Origin of the sequence: Rhodoplanes sp. Z2-YC6860 (assembly GCF_001579845.1) — a bacterium.
GTDB lineage: Bacteria > Pseudomonadota > Alphaproteobacteria > Rhizobiales > Xanthobacteraceae > Z2-YC6860.
The window spans coordinates 7,219,899-7,234,106 of record NZ_CP007440.1; the positions used below are offsets into that span (position 1 = coordinate 7,219,899).

Below are 14,208 nucleotides of genomic sequence, written 5' to 3' on the forward strand. Positions count from 1 at the left end.
CTCAACTCACGGGAGGTTAGCAAGTCGAGAAATCAACCTCCCTGCACTCTCCCTGACCCTTTGGCCAAGTTGGGCAAGGGTTGTTTACCGAGGCGAACAGATGGCAAGCGAATGATGAAGGACGATGTTGCCGATCGGCAACCGAGGGTTTCGAGAGTTGTGAGAGGGTTTCCACTTAACCCTCGACGACGAAAACGCGCGCCTTTTCAAAAAGATGCTCTCGTCCTGCGAGGGTTTCGAGCGTTTTTTCTCGCGTATTACGCGCGAGAGGCGCAGTCGGGGTCTCCGCGAAGTGCAAGATAAACGAAAGAAACTGACTCACGTTACATGCGGGAAAACCCTCGAAACCCTCGCAGCTTCCTCTCAACCTTCTGAACCATCACGATAAAACCCTCGCAATGGTTAGAAAACAAACCCTCTCAAACTCTCGAAACCCTCGAAAAGGGCTTAACGAAGCTTCGACCCTTGGCCAACTTGGGCATGGGTGGTCGCAAAAAAAGGAAACTTGCATGTCAGTGTCAAAAGATAGCCGTCTCGATCGCGAGCAAATGCTTCAAGCTGTAGTTCGAGAGGATCGGACCGCCAAAGAAGTGGCGGCCGAGCTCAGGATAGGGCTGCGTTCGCTTGATCGTATATTGGCCAGCGATGCTGGGCGCTTCCCTGACGATCGCCGCTTCGAATTCCACGTCTGGCGGCTTGGTAAGCGCATATGGTCGGCAGCGGCGTTCGGAAGGCTAAGAGAGGCTATAGATCGCGAAAGCATCCGCGGTGGTGTATTAGCGGGCCCGCGGTCAAGAGCCATTACAACCACCGGCACGCACAAAGCGCCGCAGAGTTCGGCGGCCGATCTGGCCGCGTGCGCGAAAGTGATGGCATGGCCGTTGAGCGATACAATCAAGACGACGCCGAAACGCGGCAGCTCGCCGACGAAACGCACAACCCGGGGGAAGGCAAAATCGCCCGAGCTTTTGGCAGTAGAGGCGCAGCGGAAGGCTATCTTGGGTCGGCCGACGAAGGTGAATCGGAGCAGGCCGGCGCGCGGCGGATTCGGAAGCTGATCGCAACATCACCGCATTGTGAGCAAGCATAAGCCAAGTCACTTCGCAAACTGCGCGTTCAACGCCCGGCGTATCCTTGACCAAGTGATGGCGAGATTCGGAGGAATGGCGTGGTGCCCCGATTTCAGCCCTCTCGATGTCGACCGCCCTGCAGGCGCTTCGGACCGCGCGAATCTCCCTCAACCATACGACCAGACCGAGCGCACGCACGATCGAAGTCCGCTCCTAACGTGAGGCTGCATTGGCGAAACTCAAAAGGCGGCGTGGTCTTCGGCTTGGGTCCTTCCTGCTGGTTTCACCGCGCGGGTAATTCGGACCGCGTCCGATCTCCAGTCGAGCTGGCTTTTTAGAGCCTAAACAACCGAGCCTAAACAGCTAAACAGCCGCCCTAAACTTGCTGAGATCGGCCGCACAAATCGACGACTGTTTTGCATCGACGCTCAGCGAAACCTTGCTCTCGAACGGTCATCTTCGAAGTTGCCGAAGCATTGCGCGCGTGGCTGCATTCGCTGCTGAAATCTAAGAAAAAATTACGTCGTCTTCGATGGCGAGGCAGATAGCGCGGATCGCGCGCCCCTCGCAGGTTTCTGTCTATGCGAATTGTCGAACGAAGCGCTGGACCGGCCTAGTTGCGCCGTCTGCCTGCCCATGAGGGTTTCGTCTCGTGGGTTCGCGTGTGCGCGACGACCGCAGCGATGACCTTTAAAACTCACTCAGGCTTCAACGCCATCGACTTGACGATTGGCCACCACTTCGCCACCTCTGAAGCTTGATACTTCCCCAAGGCCGCCGGAGTTTGTTGGTCGCGCGCCGGAATGTCCTGCCCTAGGTCAGCCAGCGTTTGCTGCACAGATTGATTGGTCAAGGCATCGACGACGGCCATGTTGAGCTTGGTGACGATTTCCGGCGACGTATCCTTCGGCGCCCACATGCCCGACCAGACGGAGATATAGAAGCCCGGCAGACCGGCCTCGTCCACGCTCGGGATATCCGGCGCGGAAGCCAGGCGCTTCTTGGCGGTCACAGCGTATGCTTTGATCCGGCCGGACCGCACATTCGGCAATGAATTCGGTGGCTGATCGAACATGAGGTCAACGTGTCCTCCGACAAGGTCCTGCATAGCCGGGGCTGCACCACGGTACTGGGCGAATTGAAATTGAGTACCGGTTGACTGCTGGAAGTAGGCCCCGCTCACATGGGCAGGGCTGCCGATCCCTGCAGACCCTTGCGTGGCCTTGTTTGGATTTGCTCTCAGCCAACCGACAAAATCGCTCAAATCGCGCGCAGGAAAGTCCTTCCGGGCGACAATCAGTTGCGGATTGCTGGCCAGGAGCGCAATTGGCTGGAAATCGCGCACGACATCGTAATCAAGCTTATATACCGCCCCGTTGAGTACGTGCGTGCCCAGGAAACCAACGCACAGCGTATAGCCGTCGGGTTTCGCGTGTGCCACGCGCGCCGAACCGAGCGCACCGGCGGCGCCGGTCACGTTTTCGACAATGACAGGCTGCGCCAGATAGGCGCTCATTCTCTCCGACACAACTCGGGCAATTATGTCGGTCGGTCCCCCTGCGGGGAATGGCACGATTACCATGATTGGCCGGGATGGATAGCTTTCCGCCCCAGCCGTCACGGACGCCTGAACGGAGACAGCGACCAAGCTGAAAGCCGTCAGCAGCACTCTGCATGCAAGCATGATGTTGCTCCTCGACGATGCCCGAGATGGCACGATTTATCCTACGGCACCTCTGACGAAGCCGGTAATGCTATGGTCAAATGCCACCATATCGGGACCGATATGAGGGCGAAGCCATGGATTCCAGCGAACGCATTGAGCGGCGTATAGGACTACACAATTTGCGCGTTCTAAAGACTGTCATTGAGGCGGGCAGCATGGGTAAGGCTGCGAGCCGCCTTGGAACATCTCAGCCCGCGGTGTCGAGGGCGATCGCAGAGCTGGAAGAAGCGTTTGGCGTTCGTTTTCTCGATCGCAAAAGCAACGGCATTCAAGCCACGGCGTATGGTGAAGCCCTCTTCAAACGCGGTACTGCGATTTTTGATGAACTCCGTCAAAGCGTGAGAGACATTCAGGCCTTATTAGATCCAACCGTGGGAGATTTGACGATTGGAGCCTCCATTGCGATCGCAGAAGGCTTTGTATGCGGCGTTATTACTAGTCTGCTTCGCCGTTACCCGCGCTTGAGATTTCAGGTGCACGCGACAGATACCGCCACCACCTATCAAGATCTGCTCTCAAGAAAAGTCGATCTCGTCATCGCACACTTGGTGAGGCCTCCAAGTGAGGAATCGATGAATGTCGAGTTATTACTCCAAGATCCCCACGTTGTGGTTACGGGACTCAAAAATCCGCTGGCGCGGCGGCGGCAGATGACATTGGCCCAAGTGTGGGACGAATCCTGGGTATTGCCGCTGTCCGATCAGCCTTACGGAAGCGTGGTGACCGAGGCTTTTGTTGCCCAGGGTTTGACGGTGCCTCCAGTCGTAGTCGAGTCGACCTTGCCGTTGCGAACGTCACTGCTCACGACCGGGAAGTATATCACTATGGTCCCGCGTATCGTGACCCAGTTTCCGCCGAAAAATGGACTGCTCAAGGTCTTGCCAATCGACCTGCCTGGAACTGCACGGCCGCTGGCCATTTTGACTCTCAGTGGTCGGACGCTCAGCCCGTTGGCCAATCTTTTTGCAGCCAATGCTCGCGCAGTCGTAAAGCTGCTGCGCTCCAAAAGATAGAAAGCGGAGGAGGACGTCTTATTGTACGACGGAGTGGTCAACAGCGACGAGCCTTGCGGAACAGCACTCAAAGACCTTTGTTCAGGCGATGAAGCCGCCGCTGACGTCGATTATCGAACCAGTGATGTAGGCAGCGTCAGGTCCCGCCAAGAACACAATTGCCGCTGCCACCTCGTTGACCTCGGCGTATCGACGGATCGCCAACGATTCAAGCAGGGACGGCGGAAGCTTGTCCTTCGAACTTGCAGCCATATCGGTGTCCATCACTCCTGCCTGTACAACGTTGACGGTGATGTTGCGCCGGCCAAGGTCGCGCGCAGCGCCCCGGCTGTAACCGACAACGGCGGCCTTGGTCGCCGCATAATCCGTAGTTCCGGGAAAGGCCACCCGCGTGCCCAACCCCGAGCCTACAGAAATTATTCGGCCGCCTTCGGGCAGCACCTTTGAAGCAGCGCGGATGTTTGCGATCACGCCCATCGCGTTGATGGCCCACTGCCGGTCCATCGCCGCATTGTCGATTTCCGGATCGTCAATGGTCCGGCCCTGCCAAGCGACGGCAGCATTGTTGACCAGGATGTCGAGTTTTCCAAATGTCTCGACAACCCTTCGCATGAGAGGTCCCGCGGCGGTCAGGTCCCCTTGGTCGGCCTGGATCGCGGCGGCACGGACCCCTTTAGCCTCCAAGCCTGTCACTACGGCAGCCGCCTTTCCTTCCGAAGCGACGTAGCTGATGGCGACATCAGCTCCCTGGTCAGCGAAGGCCGCTGCGGTCGCGGCACCGAGACCACGAGATCCACCGGTAATCAGTACTACTTTGCCAGAAAGCTTCATGCTCATGTTGCGTTCTCACATGCGGATATTTTTTGCTTCTATGTTAGACCGCGGCCGGCATAGCTTGGTTACGTCGACTGCTACCGAATGGTCTCGGCTCGCAACACCGTTGCGGGCACTAAGTGAGCCCCGCCCCGCTGCCGTCGTTGTGTCCTGCATCGTCATCGTATCCGGCCCGGGAAGAATAGAAGACCAGTCCCATAAGGCCGCCGCCGACCACGACTGAAAAGAAGATGCCGCCGATCATCATCCTGAAAAACCAAGGAGGCATCTCTTCTGCCGGCCCCAGAGCCGTCCACGCGCTGTGCGCGAAATAAACTGTCGCGACTAGCAACACTAACAGCACAGCAATGACCGAAATTGCCCCGGCTTTCATTGGAGTTCATCACCCAAGGGTATCGTGAGCATGACTGATCGCTCCTCGCTATCTCGAACTCTTGATGTTTCGAAATTCGGGCTCGGGAATGAACCCGTCACGATTGGGCATTTTGATTTGCGGCAACGTCTCTTTGTCGAGCCTCTTGTTCTCGGGAAAGAGCCCATTCAAGTTCAAGATGTACGCCGCAACAGCATAGGTTTCGTCGATGGTCAGCGACCCCGGGTCTTGATAAGGCATCGCCCGGTGAATGTAGTCGAACAAGGTTGTCGCGTAAGGCCAGAAGCTTCCTACGGTCTTGAGAGGCTTCGCCGATGTCAGCGTGCCTTGTCCTCCGACCAACCGGTCCTTGAGGCCATCCTTGCCCTCGGCTCCATGACAGCCTTGACAATTGTTCTCAAACACCGTCTTGCCCTGCAGCGCCGTTCCAGAGCCTTCCGGCAGGCCCTTACCGTCGGGGCGAACGTCGATGTCCCAAAGGCGGATCTCCTCAAGGGTGGCAGGACGCCCGAAATCATAGGCAACCGCCGGAGAGACCAGGGAAATAGCGGCCATCGCACCCGCAAGGGCATATTTATGCAAGCACATTGCGAACATTCCCTTCTGAATCGATGCTCCAGGTTTGCTGGGCGTTGTAGTGAAACAGCGCGTTTGTCCCGACCTGCTCGACAAGTTGGGCCCGACTTGGTTGGACGTTGCCCTTGTCGTCGGTCGAACGGCTCACGATTTTTGTGGGCGTGCCATCCCACTGCCAATCCATCTGGAAGCGAGCCTGCGCTTTTGGAAGCGACGGCAAATTCAGCCGCGCTTCACGCCAGCTCGCGCCTGCATCCGTGCTGACTTCAACCCTCTCGATCTTGCCGTGGCCGCTCCAGGCGAGGCCCGTTATGCGGTTGTAGCCGCGCTGGATAGCCATCATGCCGGACGGCGATGTGATGACTGAGTTGGTGTCCATCCGCAGCTGAAACTGCCTGGCCTTGCCGTTCGCCAAAAGTTGCGTGTATCGCGCCGTTTCCCAGCGCGTCATCCACGGCTGATCCCCGAACTTCAAGCGGCGAAGCCACTTGATGTTGACGTTGCCTTCGCACCCGGGGACGATGAGCCGAAGCGGGAAGCCGTGGGCGGGCCTCAAGGGCTCGCCGTTTTGCCCGTAGGCCACAAAGGATTCGCTTACGATTTCGTCGGTGAGCGGAATACTTCGGTCGACGCCCGCTGCGTCGCCGCCTTCCGCCAGCATCCATGTGGACTCACGATGCTTGCCGACGAGGTCGATAAGAAATCGCAACGGCACCCCGGTCCATTCACTTGTGCTTACGAGGCCGTGTGTGTTCTGAACGGTCAAGTTCGGATCGGCGCTCTTCCAATTCTCCCATCCGTTTCCGGTGCACTCTATGAAAGTGACCCTCGATACGGCAGGCATCGCCATGAGATCAGCCAGCGTGAATACCAGCGGGTTTCGAACCATGCCGTGCATGAGCAACCGATGCTTGGCGGGATCCAGTTCTGGCACGCCTGAATGGCTCCGCTCGTAGTGCAGATCCGAGGGCGTGACGGTGCCTACAAGCTTATCGAGCGGCGTCTTCGAATTGATCGCATCCGCCGGATCGACGTGCCGCACGCCAGGACCTGCTTCTGGAATCCGGCTTATGTGGACGAACTTCGATCGTTCACTGCGTCCGCTCAAGGGCAGGCCCAATTCACGCGGTGGCACGTCGGCAAGCGTATCGGCCGAGGCGCTCCCTGCAACAGCGGCTCCTGCAACCCCTGCTGACGCGGCCAGAAAGGTGCGGCGGCTAAGGACCTCGTGTTCGGACTGCATCGACATCGCATGTTCTCCTAAGTCATCCAGTACGCTGAACGTTTTCTCGTGAATCCGGCTGCGTGTGTGCACGCCATGCCTCAAGGCGCGGGGTGCGCTTTGGGTGACACGTTCATGTCAACGCTACGTAAGCTGTAAAACTCGCAACAAGCAGCACCAGTATTGCCGAGAAGATCAGTTCCGCCCGGACGTTGCTGGCCGGATAGGAGGCAGCGTCATCGAGCATCCGCGTAGTCCGCACGAAGCGAACAGTCTGTATCGCGATGATCGCAAGCCCAAAGAATATGATCGCCAGCCCGTTGTAGCGGCTGAGCAAGCCCGAAAACGGAACCGCACGCGACGCGGTCACCGCACCGGAGAAGGCGCCGGCCGGCGCAAGAAGATCGAACCTCTCTATGACCAATCCAAAGCCAATCACGGTTACGCCCGTACGTACCCAGGAAAGAAAGGTCCGTTCGTTTGCTGCGTGTTCATTGAAGCTTCGAATCATGGCGATCCTCGCTGCGAGACGTGTTCGGCTATTCGGCTGCTTCGTTCGCGACAGCGTCGATCGCGCCACTCATGGCGAGGGTGACGGGTTCGACCGATGCGCCAAGCGCGTGGCGCTGCGCCAGCCAATTCGGATCGTTGTACGAAATCCAGACTCGCCCGCTGCTGTCCTCATACACGAGGGCTTTCAATGGCAAGTCGATGCCTATCGCCTGGTTGGCTTGCATCAACGGCGTACCGGCCTTGGCACTTCCGAAAATCAACAGCTCGGTAGGGCGCAAAGCAAGGCCTACGGCGGCAGCTCCCGCCGCGTGATCGATGCGGGCAAATACAGTCATGCCCTTCGCCTTGATCGCGGCCTCTAGGCGATCAGCCGTTTCCTTCGATCCGTGGTGACTCGATATGATCTTCAGACCGTCTGCGGCCACAGCTAAGCCTCCTGACATTAATGTCCCAACTACAACTGCGATAAACATGGATGGCGATGCAAGGCGCATACGAGTTCGCTCCGGCGCCTTCCGCGCCACCTGCCTTAGATCCGACCTGTTCATTCCTAATAAGCAAATCGCGTGAAAACGTAGTCGTGATCTTTGACGTAAGCTTCGTGACACGCGAAGCACGTTTCGTGCTGCGCTCTGTCCACCGGCTTGCCGTCGATAAACCGCCCGAAACCCCAGCCGCCGGTCGAGGCATATCGTCTCGAATCCTTGACCATGATCTGGACGGTTGTCGCTTGGCCGGGAACGAAGGCGCCGCTGAACTCGTTGGACGGCACGCGCTTCCAGGCCAGCTTCGCGAACGTCGTCCCGTCGGGGAATGGGAGCGTCGTATCCCGGGACGTTTTGACGGCCATCCCGTTGCCGAGGATCACCCGTAGCTCGTTGAAGCTGCCCTCCTCGTGCGAAGGCGCGATCACTTCCCACTGGCGATACCCGTCAGGAATTCGGACTCCAAAAATGGGCGAGCTGTTGTCGCTTTCGGCAAGCCCGGCTCCAAAGGGCAACGCCGTATAAATGCCCGCTGTTGCCAAAAGCGCCGAAGCCAAAATGCCTGCGGTCTTCATGAATAGCTCTTTTGTCAGAGATAAAAGTTGCTCGCGTGCGGTTGCCGCGTTGCGATTACACGCCCTGGTAAACCAGCCTTGTGAAGAACCCGGGATCGATAACGAAATTTCCGAACTTGGCGTCGAAGGCTGCCGTCGGTTTGGCCGCGACTGTCTCTTCTTGGGAGCGTCCCTGCTTCTTGAGTCTTGCGACGTTTTCCCGAACGCCTACCAGCATGTCGCGGAACTCCTTGAGCTCCGCCCGATTGCTGACAACGGGACTGCCGTGACCGGGGATAATGATGGTGTTGTTCGTCGATGCCGCGAGGTTGGCGTCGGACGCGGCAATCATGCCGTCGATGCTGCCGCCGGTCGAATAGTCGATGAATGGATAAATGCCGTTCCAGAAGGTGTCAGCCACATGCAGGACATCCGCTTCGCCAAACATCACGGAAATATCGCTGTCCGTGTGGGCGTTCCCGTAGTATTTCAGCTCAATGGACGCGCCATTGAGCTTCAGGCTCTTCGCAGTTGAGAAAACGTCGGTGGGAATTCCAGCTGCGGGCGCGGGAAGAAAATTGTAGTCCCAGTCCTCGACGCGCTGAATCTCGGATAGATGCTTGCGCGTGTTCTCGTGCGCAATAATCTTGGCGCCACTGGCATTCAGCCAGGCATTGCCATCCGTGTGGTCAAAGTGCCAATGCGTATTGATCAGGTGTGTGATCGGCTCCGCGCCGACACCGGCGAGTGCCTTGGTCAGCTGCGACCGTGATGCGCCGATACCAGCGTCGATCATCACTTTGCCGTCCGGGCCGGTCAGCACCGCGATGTTGCCGCCAGAGCCTTCCAGCACAATGATATTGCCGCGCAACTTGTGGGCAGTGATGGGTGATTTCGCGGCATCGTCCTTCATGAGGCTGACAATACCGCGCGCTTCTGCGAACGCCTGCCTCGGTGTCAGCCATCCGTTGCTCGCGGCAAGAGCTGCACCGCCCACGCAGCAGAGGCAGAAGCCCCTTCGCGAAAGAAGCCTTCCTTCTGGATTTTTCATCGTGTTCTCGCTTTCTTGCCAATGACGCTCAAGCCGCCGGCGTTTTCTCGGGTACGACAAATCTGACCGTTTCGCGCGCGATGACTCGGTGCGCCGGATCTGCCAATTCAAAGAGCACCTGATGCGGACCGGGGCTCAGCCCGACAACGACCACCGTTTCTCCGCTGGCGTCGATGAAGTGCCAGGGCGCGTCATCCACCGTGATGTGGAGGTGGCCGACGCGCGGCGACACGCTAAGGGCGCCCTTGCCGAACACCGGTATTACGCGGAGGTTCTCCGTCCGATATTGGATAAAGACAGCCCCCCGGGCCAAAGGGTCCGGCAGCGGCTGATCGACAATCAACCTCGGCGGTGGTTCGTTTTCGATCGCCACCAAGGGCGACGGCCCGCGAACGCCTCTCGCACTTAAGCTCACGTTATCCCCGACCAGGACGGCATCCATGACGTTCCTCAAACGTTGAAGTGTTCGCGGGTGGACCGCAGCCTGGCGATCAACCTTGACCGCCGAAGCTCAGCTTCGAATGAAGGCCAGCAGGTCGGCGTTGATCGTTTCCGCCTCGGTGGTTGGCATGCCGTGCGGGAAGCCTTGGTATGTCTTCAACGTGCCATGCTTCAGAAGCTTGGCCGACATCGGGCCCGAAGCGACGTAGGGGACGATCTGATCGTCCTCGCTGTGCATCACCAGGACCGGCACATTGATCTTCTTCAGATCCTCGGTGAAATCGGTCTGTGAGAAGGCGACGATGCCATCGTAGTGCGCCTTGGCGCCGCCCATCATGCCCTGCCGCCACCAGTTCTGGATGGTTGCCTCAGAAGGCTTGCCCGTCTTGTTGTAGTTGTAGAAGGGCCCAGCCGCGACATCGCGATAGAACGCCGAACGGTTCGCAGCGAGCGCGGCCTGAAGATCGTCGAAGACCTTTTTGGGCTGGCCTTTCGGGTTGGCCGTGGTCTGCACCATCAGTGGCGGCACCGCACTGATGATCGCCGCCTTCGCCACCCGGCTTTCGCCATGCCGGGCGATGTAATGCACCACTTCGCCGCCGCCAGTGGAGTGCCCGACGTGAATCACGTTCTTCAGATCGAGATGGGCGATCACGGCCGCCAGATCGTCGGCGTAGTGGTCCATGTCGTGACCGTCGGCCACCTGCGTGGATCGGCCGTGCCCCCGACGATCGTGCGCGATGACCCGATAACCGTGGTGCAGGAAAAACAGGAGCTGAGCGTCCCAATCGTCAGACGACAGCGGCCAGCCATGGCTGAACACGATGGGTTGGCCCTTGCCCCAGTCCTTATAGAAAATCTCAACGCCATCTTTGGTGGTGACGAAATTCATGCTCGGAACTCCTCTGTCGTTTATTTGGCTTTCAGCGTTGGCTTCTGCCGCTAACGCTCTCGGTGCGAATGCAAACGCAGCACCAGCTGTCACCCCTGCAATCAACATGTCGCGGCGGGATGCGACCCTGCAACTGTCGCCGCTAATTCCTGCACGGATCATGCGATAGCCTCCAAATTGTCGCTGGTCAGATGCTGGGTATAAAGCGATGAGCGCCGCCCTTGGCTTCAGCGAAGCCGTCACGATTAATGAGTATGGCCAGCGACCGCGCGCAGCCATCCAATTGAAGTCTGGGTTCGCCCATACGTTGGTGTTAGCGCGTGATCAACAAATCACTTCCCGATTTTGACTTAAGTCAGAAAAAGAGACCACGACGCATAAAATTGTTTCGTGCTCCGGCGAATCGGGAACGGAGCACCATCTGGTTGCGCAGGGGACTCTTCGCAGGAGTTGCGTCAAGGCTTCGCTGAGCGTTGCGATCACGATCGCCTACGACCACTTTTCGTTGTGGCAAGGCCTCGACCTAATTGGCTATCGGGCTTGAATCGCTTTTTCGAGACAAGCGGTCAGCGCACTCGTATCGAATGGCTTCCTGAGAAGGCAGACTGCACCACCGGCTTTTGCAGTCGCCTCGAGGCCCGGCCCGGCGTGCGCGGTTATCATAATGACCGGGACCTTCGAGTTGCGCTCTACGAGAGATTTCTTGAGATCAAACCCGCTCAATCCCGGCATCTGAATGTCAGTAATCACACAGTCATACGGCTCTTCCCCGCCGTCCGACACAAACTGCTCTGCCGAAGAGAATCCGCGGGCGCCGTACCCCAACGATGATAGCGCATCGACAAGTGCTGTCCGGAAACTCTCATCATCGTCGACTACAGCTATCAGATTTTTTTCGGACACACTTCGCCCTTTCTCTAGGGCCGCGATGGCCGAGAGGGATTTGGCTATTTGCACCTGTGATGAGAGGGCGGAGAACTATACAGAGGTCTTATCCGGCCACCTCGACTTATTAGCCTTGACTAGGTCGGCCATCCGAACCAGATCAGCCAAGGTTCGCGCGTTCATCTTGCGCATTGCGGCGCCACGATGAATTTTAACCGTGATCTCGCTTATTCCGAGATCACCGGCAACCTGTTTGTTCATCTTGCCGGCCGTCACGAGCAGCATCACTTGTTGCTCGCGCACAGACAATGTCCCGAACCGGCGTTGCAATTCCGAAACGTCGTCGTCCGTCATCCGCCGCTGCCGATCGCGTTCGACCGCTGTCATAACGGCATCGAGCATGTCCTGGTCGCGGAACGGTTTCGGGAGAAAATCGACGGCACCGTGCTTCATCGCGCGCACGGACATGGATATGTCGCCGTGCCCACTAATTATGATGACCGGAAGCCGGACACCCATTTGGGCCAACCGCGCCTGAAACTCCAATCCGTTCATATCGGGCAAGCGGATGTCGATCACAATGCATCCGGGCTTGTCGGCAACGCGACTGCTCAAGAAGTCGCGGGCTGCCGCGTAACTCTGCGTGCCGAGTCCCACGGAATCGAACAAACCCTCCAATGCGCCGCGCATGGACGCGTCATCGTCGACAATATGTACAATCGCCCTATCGCTCGTCTGACACGGCATGGCAGGGGCTCATACGATAATTCGCTGTGAACGTAACACAGCGGAAAAGGGCCCGTGGATCAAACCAAGGTATGAGTAGGAAAGTCCCTCGGCTTGACGCAGGCGCTATCGTATCACGGCCAATCGAAAAGCCACACGACCGTCGCCTCCGAGCCCACCACTTACCCGGGAGAGTTGGTGTCGGCTGGCTGTGCGAGGCGGGCAATCACCGAAAAGCGGGACCCTTGCGAGACCTTTGAGCTGATCTCGATGCGGTGTCCCAAGAGGGTGAGGGCTCGTCGGACGATAAACAACCCGATTCCCAAGCCGTCACACCGTAGCGAGTCCAAACGCTCAAAAGCATCGAAAATCCTTGGCAAACGATCCGACGCGATGCCGATGCCGGTGTCGTAGACGTCGATCCGCAGATCGGGGCCAGACCGGCGACAACCGACCAGGACGCGCCCACCCGGCTCGGTGTATCGTATGGCGTTGGTCAGTAGATTGCACAGAATAGAATTGAACAGCAACGGGTTGCTTAGGACGCGGACTCATCTGTGGACGCCCCGCGAGATGCAAGCGGTTTTTTTGAAGAGCGTTGGCACGTAGTCGGATGCTGCCATCTGTCCGGCCTCTAGTGCAGCGATGGAGCTGCGGGCCTGTATGGGAGTTCGCGGACCGGAACCAGATCATTAACGCGTGCTCTGGGCACGATGAGTCCAACTGGTTCTTCCGGCCCCGTCTCGCCGACTGTTGCGCCATACTCTCCTTCGACCGACTACACCTCTGACGACCTCGAGCCCGCCAAGATCACGCCCTGGCTGCGGCCGGAGCTCTATAATTCTCCCGCTTCACAAGAAGTGCCCAGACGATCCGCGCCATCTTGTTAGCAAGCGCAACAGTTACCAGCATGCGCGGCTTGCGAGCCAGCATCTGTTCGAGCCACGAACCCCTTGGCGCACCACGTTTGCTGGCCTGTTGCACGACAGCGCTGCTCCCGATGATGAGGAGGCGTCTAAGCGTGCGTTCGCCCATCTTGGATGTGCCACCGAGCTTCTGCTTGCCGCCCGTCGATCTTTGAACGGGCGTGAGACCAAGCCAGGCCGCGAAGTCACGTCCTTTGGTAAAGGTCTCAGCTGGTGGTGCTAGGGCGGCAATGGCGGTAGCGGAGATCGGGCCAATGCCGGGAATGGTCATCAGCCTGCGTGATACTTCGTCTTGGCGAGCGCGCTGCGCAATCTCTTTGTCAAGATCTGTAATTTTGCCATTAAGGCCCGCGAGCTGGTCTAACATCAATCGGAACATGGCGCGCGCCGCTTCGGGAAGCGAATTGGCCATCTCTTCTTCCTCGATCAACCCGCCAAGCATCGCTACGTGTGACGGTCCCTTGGGCGCGACCCAACCATATTCGGTGAGGTGTCCACGGACCGCATTGATGAGCTGAGTTCGCTGCCGCACCAATAAGTCACGGGTTCGAAACACCAGGCCCGCCGCCTGCTGCTCTTCGCTCTTCACGGCCACGAACCGCATGCTCGGCCGCTGCGCGGCTTCGCAAATCGCCTCGGCATCGATCGCGTCGTTCTTCTGTCGCTTCACGAACGGTTTTACGTAAGCCGGCGGGATTAGACGAACCTCGTGACCAAGCTGAATGAGTTGACGAGCCCAGTGATGCGCTCCGCCACATGCCTCCAGCGCGACGGTGCAACGCGGCTGGGCTGCGAAGAACTCAAGCACCTTACCTCGGCTGATCCTCTTGCTGAACAACGTTAGACCACGCTCGTCCACGCCGTGAGCGTGGAAAACATGCTTGGCGATATCCAAACCGATCGTGATAGCTTTCGACACGG

18 protein-coding genes are annotated in these 14,208 nt (G+C 58.3%); 2 read left to right on the forward strand and 16 right to left on the reverse strand.

All coding sequences use genetic code 11. From position 1 onward, the window contains the following. Window positions 1–518: 518 nt before the first annotated feature. The gene (locus RHPLAN_RS39935) at window positions 519–686 is read right to left on the reverse strand and encodes a hypothetical protein (protein ID WP_157100648.1); all 168 of its coding nucleotides are present in this window, start codon (window positions 684–686) and stop codon (window positions 519–521) included. A 170-nt stretch (window positions 687–856) separates the two neighbouring features. Between RHPLAN_RS39935 and RHPLAN_RS39940 the strand changes: the two genes are divergently transcribed. Then, on the forward strand, window positions 857–1,090 hold the full coding sequence (locus RHPLAN_RS39940; protein ID WP_157100649.1) for a hypothetical protein: 234 nt from the start codon (window positions 857–859) through the stop codon (window positions 1,088–1,090). A 677-nt stretch (window positions 1,091–1,767) separates the two neighbouring features. On the opposite strand, the gene RHPLAN_RS33665 is transcribed toward RHPLAN_RS39940, so the two are convergent. Then, window positions 1,768–2,754, reverse strand: a complete 987-nt coding sequence (locus RHPLAN_RS33665; RefSeq protein WP_068028058.1) for a tripartite tricarboxylate transporter substrate-binding protein — start codon at window positions 2,752–2,754, stop codon at window positions 1,768–1,770. A 116-nt stretch (window positions 2,755–2,870) separates the two neighbouring features. On the opposite strand from RHPLAN_RS33665, the gene RHPLAN_RS33670 reads away from it, so the two are divergent. Further along, the gene (locus RHPLAN_RS33670) at window positions 2,871–3,809 is read left to right on the forward strand and encodes a LysR family transcriptional regulator (RefSeq protein ID WP_068028061.1); all 939 of its coding nucleotides are present in this window, start codon (window positions 2,871–2,873) and stop codon (window positions 3,807–3,809) included. Window positions 3,810–3,890: 81 nt separating this feature from the next. On the opposite strand, the gene RHPLAN_RS33675 is transcribed toward RHPLAN_RS33670, so the two are convergent. From RHPLAN_RS33675 to RHPLAN_RS33740, 14 genes are all read right to left on the reverse strand, one after another. Continuing rightward, window positions 3,891–4,646: an SDR family NAD(P)-dependent oxidoreductase gene (locus tag RHPLAN_RS33675; protein ID WP_068028064.1), complete on the reverse strand. Its 756-nt coding sequence runs from the start codon at window positions 4,644–4,646 to the stop codon at window positions 3,891–3,893. Window positions 4,647–4,758: 112 nt separating this feature from the next. Beyond that, the gene (locus RHPLAN_RS33680; protein WP_068028066.1) at window positions 4,759–5,016 is read right to left on the reverse strand and encodes a hypothetical protein; all 258 of its coding nucleotides are present in this window, start codon (window positions 5,014–5,016) and stop codon (window positions 4,759–4,761) included. Window positions 5,017–5,064: 48 nt separating this feature from the next. Next, a complete protein-coding gene (locus RHPLAN_RS33685; protein ID WP_237179963.1) occupies window positions 5,065–5,571 on the reverse strand; it encodes a c-type cytochrome in 507 nt (168 codons plus the stop codon). 19 nt (window positions 5,572–5,590) lie between these two features. Further along, window positions 5,591–6,841, reverse strand: a complete 1,251-nt coding sequence (gene soxC / locus RHPLAN_RS33690) for a sulfite dehydrogenase (RefSeq protein WP_084246107.1) — start codon at window positions 6,839–6,841, stop codon at window positions 5,591–5,593. 106 nt (window positions 6,842–6,947) lie between these two features. Then, window positions 6,948–7,325, reverse strand: a complete 378-nt coding sequence (locus tag RHPLAN_RS33695) for a YidH family protein (protein ID WP_068028075.1) — start codon at window positions 7,323–7,325, stop codon at window positions 6,948–6,950. Between the two features lie 28 nt (window positions 7,326–7,353). Next, window positions 7,354–7,752 (reverse strand): DUF302 domain-containing protein, encoded by a 399-nt coding sequence (locus tag RHPLAN_RS33700; protein WP_237179964.1) that lies wholly within the window; start codon window positions 7,750–7,752, stop codon window positions 7,354–7,356. Between the two features lie 125 nt (window positions 7,753–7,877). Beyond that, window positions 7,878–8,387, reverse strand: coding sequence for a cytochrome P460 family protein (locus RHPLAN_RS33705; RefSeq protein ID WP_068028078.1), 510 nt, complete (start codon window positions 8,385–8,387; stop codon window positions 7,878–7,880). A gap of 55 nt (window positions 8,388–8,442) precedes the next feature. Next, window positions 8,443–9,417 carry an MBL fold metallo-hydrolase gene (locus RHPLAN_RS33710; protein WP_068028080.1) on the reverse strand — a complete coding sequence of 325 codons (975 nt, stop codon included), beginning with the start codon at window positions 9,415–9,417 and terminating at the stop codon, window positions 8,443–8,445. Between the two features lie 28 nt (window positions 9,418–9,445). After that, entirely contained in the window at window positions 9,446–9,859 is a 414-nt protein-coding gene (locus tag RHPLAN_RS33715; RefSeq protein ID WP_068028083.1) for a DUF6130 family protein, read from the reverse strand. Between the two features lie 69 nt (window positions 9,860–9,928). Beyond that, entirely contained in the window at window positions 9,929–10,750 is an 822-nt protein-coding gene (locus tag RHPLAN_RS33720; protein WP_068028086.1) for an alpha/beta fold hydrolase, read from the reverse strand. A gap of 531 nt (window positions 10,751–11,281) precedes the next feature. Further along, a complete protein-coding gene (locus RHPLAN_RS33725; protein ID WP_068032247.1) occupies window positions 11,282–11,653 on the reverse strand; it encodes a response regulator transcription factor in 372 nt (123 codons plus the stop codon). A 75-nt stretch (window positions 11,654–11,728) separates the two neighbouring features. Further along, a complete protein-coding gene (locus RHPLAN_RS33730) occupies window positions 11,729–12,382 on the reverse strand; it encodes a response regulator transcription factor (RefSeq protein ID WP_068028089.1) in 654 nt (217 codons plus the stop codon). Between the two features lie 161 nt (window positions 12,383–12,543). After that, a complete protein-coding gene (locus RHPLAN_RS41100) occupies window positions 12,544–12,891 on the reverse strand; it encodes a sensor histidine kinase (protein WP_068028092.1) in 348 nt (115 codons plus the stop codon). 280 nt (window positions 12,892–13,171) lie between these two features. Next, window positions 13,172–14,206, reverse strand: a complete 1,035-nt coding sequence (locus RHPLAN_RS33740; protein WP_068028095.1) for an IS110 family RNA-guided transposase — start codon at window positions 14,204–14,206, stop codon at window positions 13,172–13,174. Window positions 14,207–14,208: the final 2 nt, after the last annotated feature.

Excerpts from the sequence above, each read along its gene's own strand:
- RHPLAN_RS33705 (WP_068028078.1), bottom strand. The coding sequence starts at position 8,387 with ATGAAGACCGCAGGCATTTTGGCTTCGGCGCTTTTGGCAACAGCGGGC.
- RHPLAN_RS33710 (WP_068028080.1), bottom strand. The coding sequence starts at position 9,417 with ATGAAAAATCCAGAAGGAAGGCTTCTTTCGCGAAGGGGCTTCTGCCTC.
- RHPLAN_RS33670 (WP_068028061.1), top strand. The coding sequence starts at position 2,871 with ATGGATTCCAGCGAACGCATTGAGCGGCGTATAGGACTACACAATTTG.
- RHPLAN_RS33720 (WP_068028086.1), bottom strand. The coding sequence starts at position 10,750 with ATGAATTTCGTCACCACCAAAGATGGCGTTGAGATTTTCTATAAGGAC.
- RHPLAN_RS33685 (WP_237179963.1), bottom strand. The coding sequence starts at position 5,571 with ATGGCCGCTATTTCCCTGGTCTCTCCGGCGGTTGCCTATGATTTCGGG.
- RHPLAN_RS33715 (WP_068028083.1), bottom strand. The coding sequence starts at position 9,859 with ATGGATGCCGTCCTGGTCGGGGATAACGTGAGCTTAAGTGCGAGAGGC.
- RHPLAN_RS33730 (WP_068028089.1), bottom strand. The coding sequence starts at position 12,382 with ATGCCGTGTCAGACGAGCGATAGGGCGATTGTACATATTGTCGACGAT.
- RHPLAN_RS33665 (WP_068028058.1), bottom strand. The coding sequence starts at position 2,754 with ATGCTTGCATGCAGAGTGCTGCTGACGGCTTTCAGCTTGGTCGCTGTC.
- RHPLAN_RS33675 (WP_068028064.1), bottom strand. The coding sequence starts at position 4,646 with ATGAGCATGAAGCTTTCTGGCAAAGTAGTACTGATTACCGGTGGATCT.
- soxC (WP_084246107.1), bottom strand. The coding sequence starts at position 6,841 with ATGTCGATGCAGTCCGAACACGAGGTCCTTAGCCGCCGCACCTTTCTG.
- RHPLAN_RS33680 (WP_068028066.1), bottom strand. The coding sequence starts at position 5,016 with ATGAAAGCCGGGGCAATTTCGGTCATTGCTGTGCTGTTAGTGTTGCTA.
- RHPLAN_RS33695 (WP_068028075.1), bottom strand. The coding sequence starts at position 7,325 with ATGATTCGAAGCTTCAATGAACACGCAGCAAACGAACGGACCTTTCTT.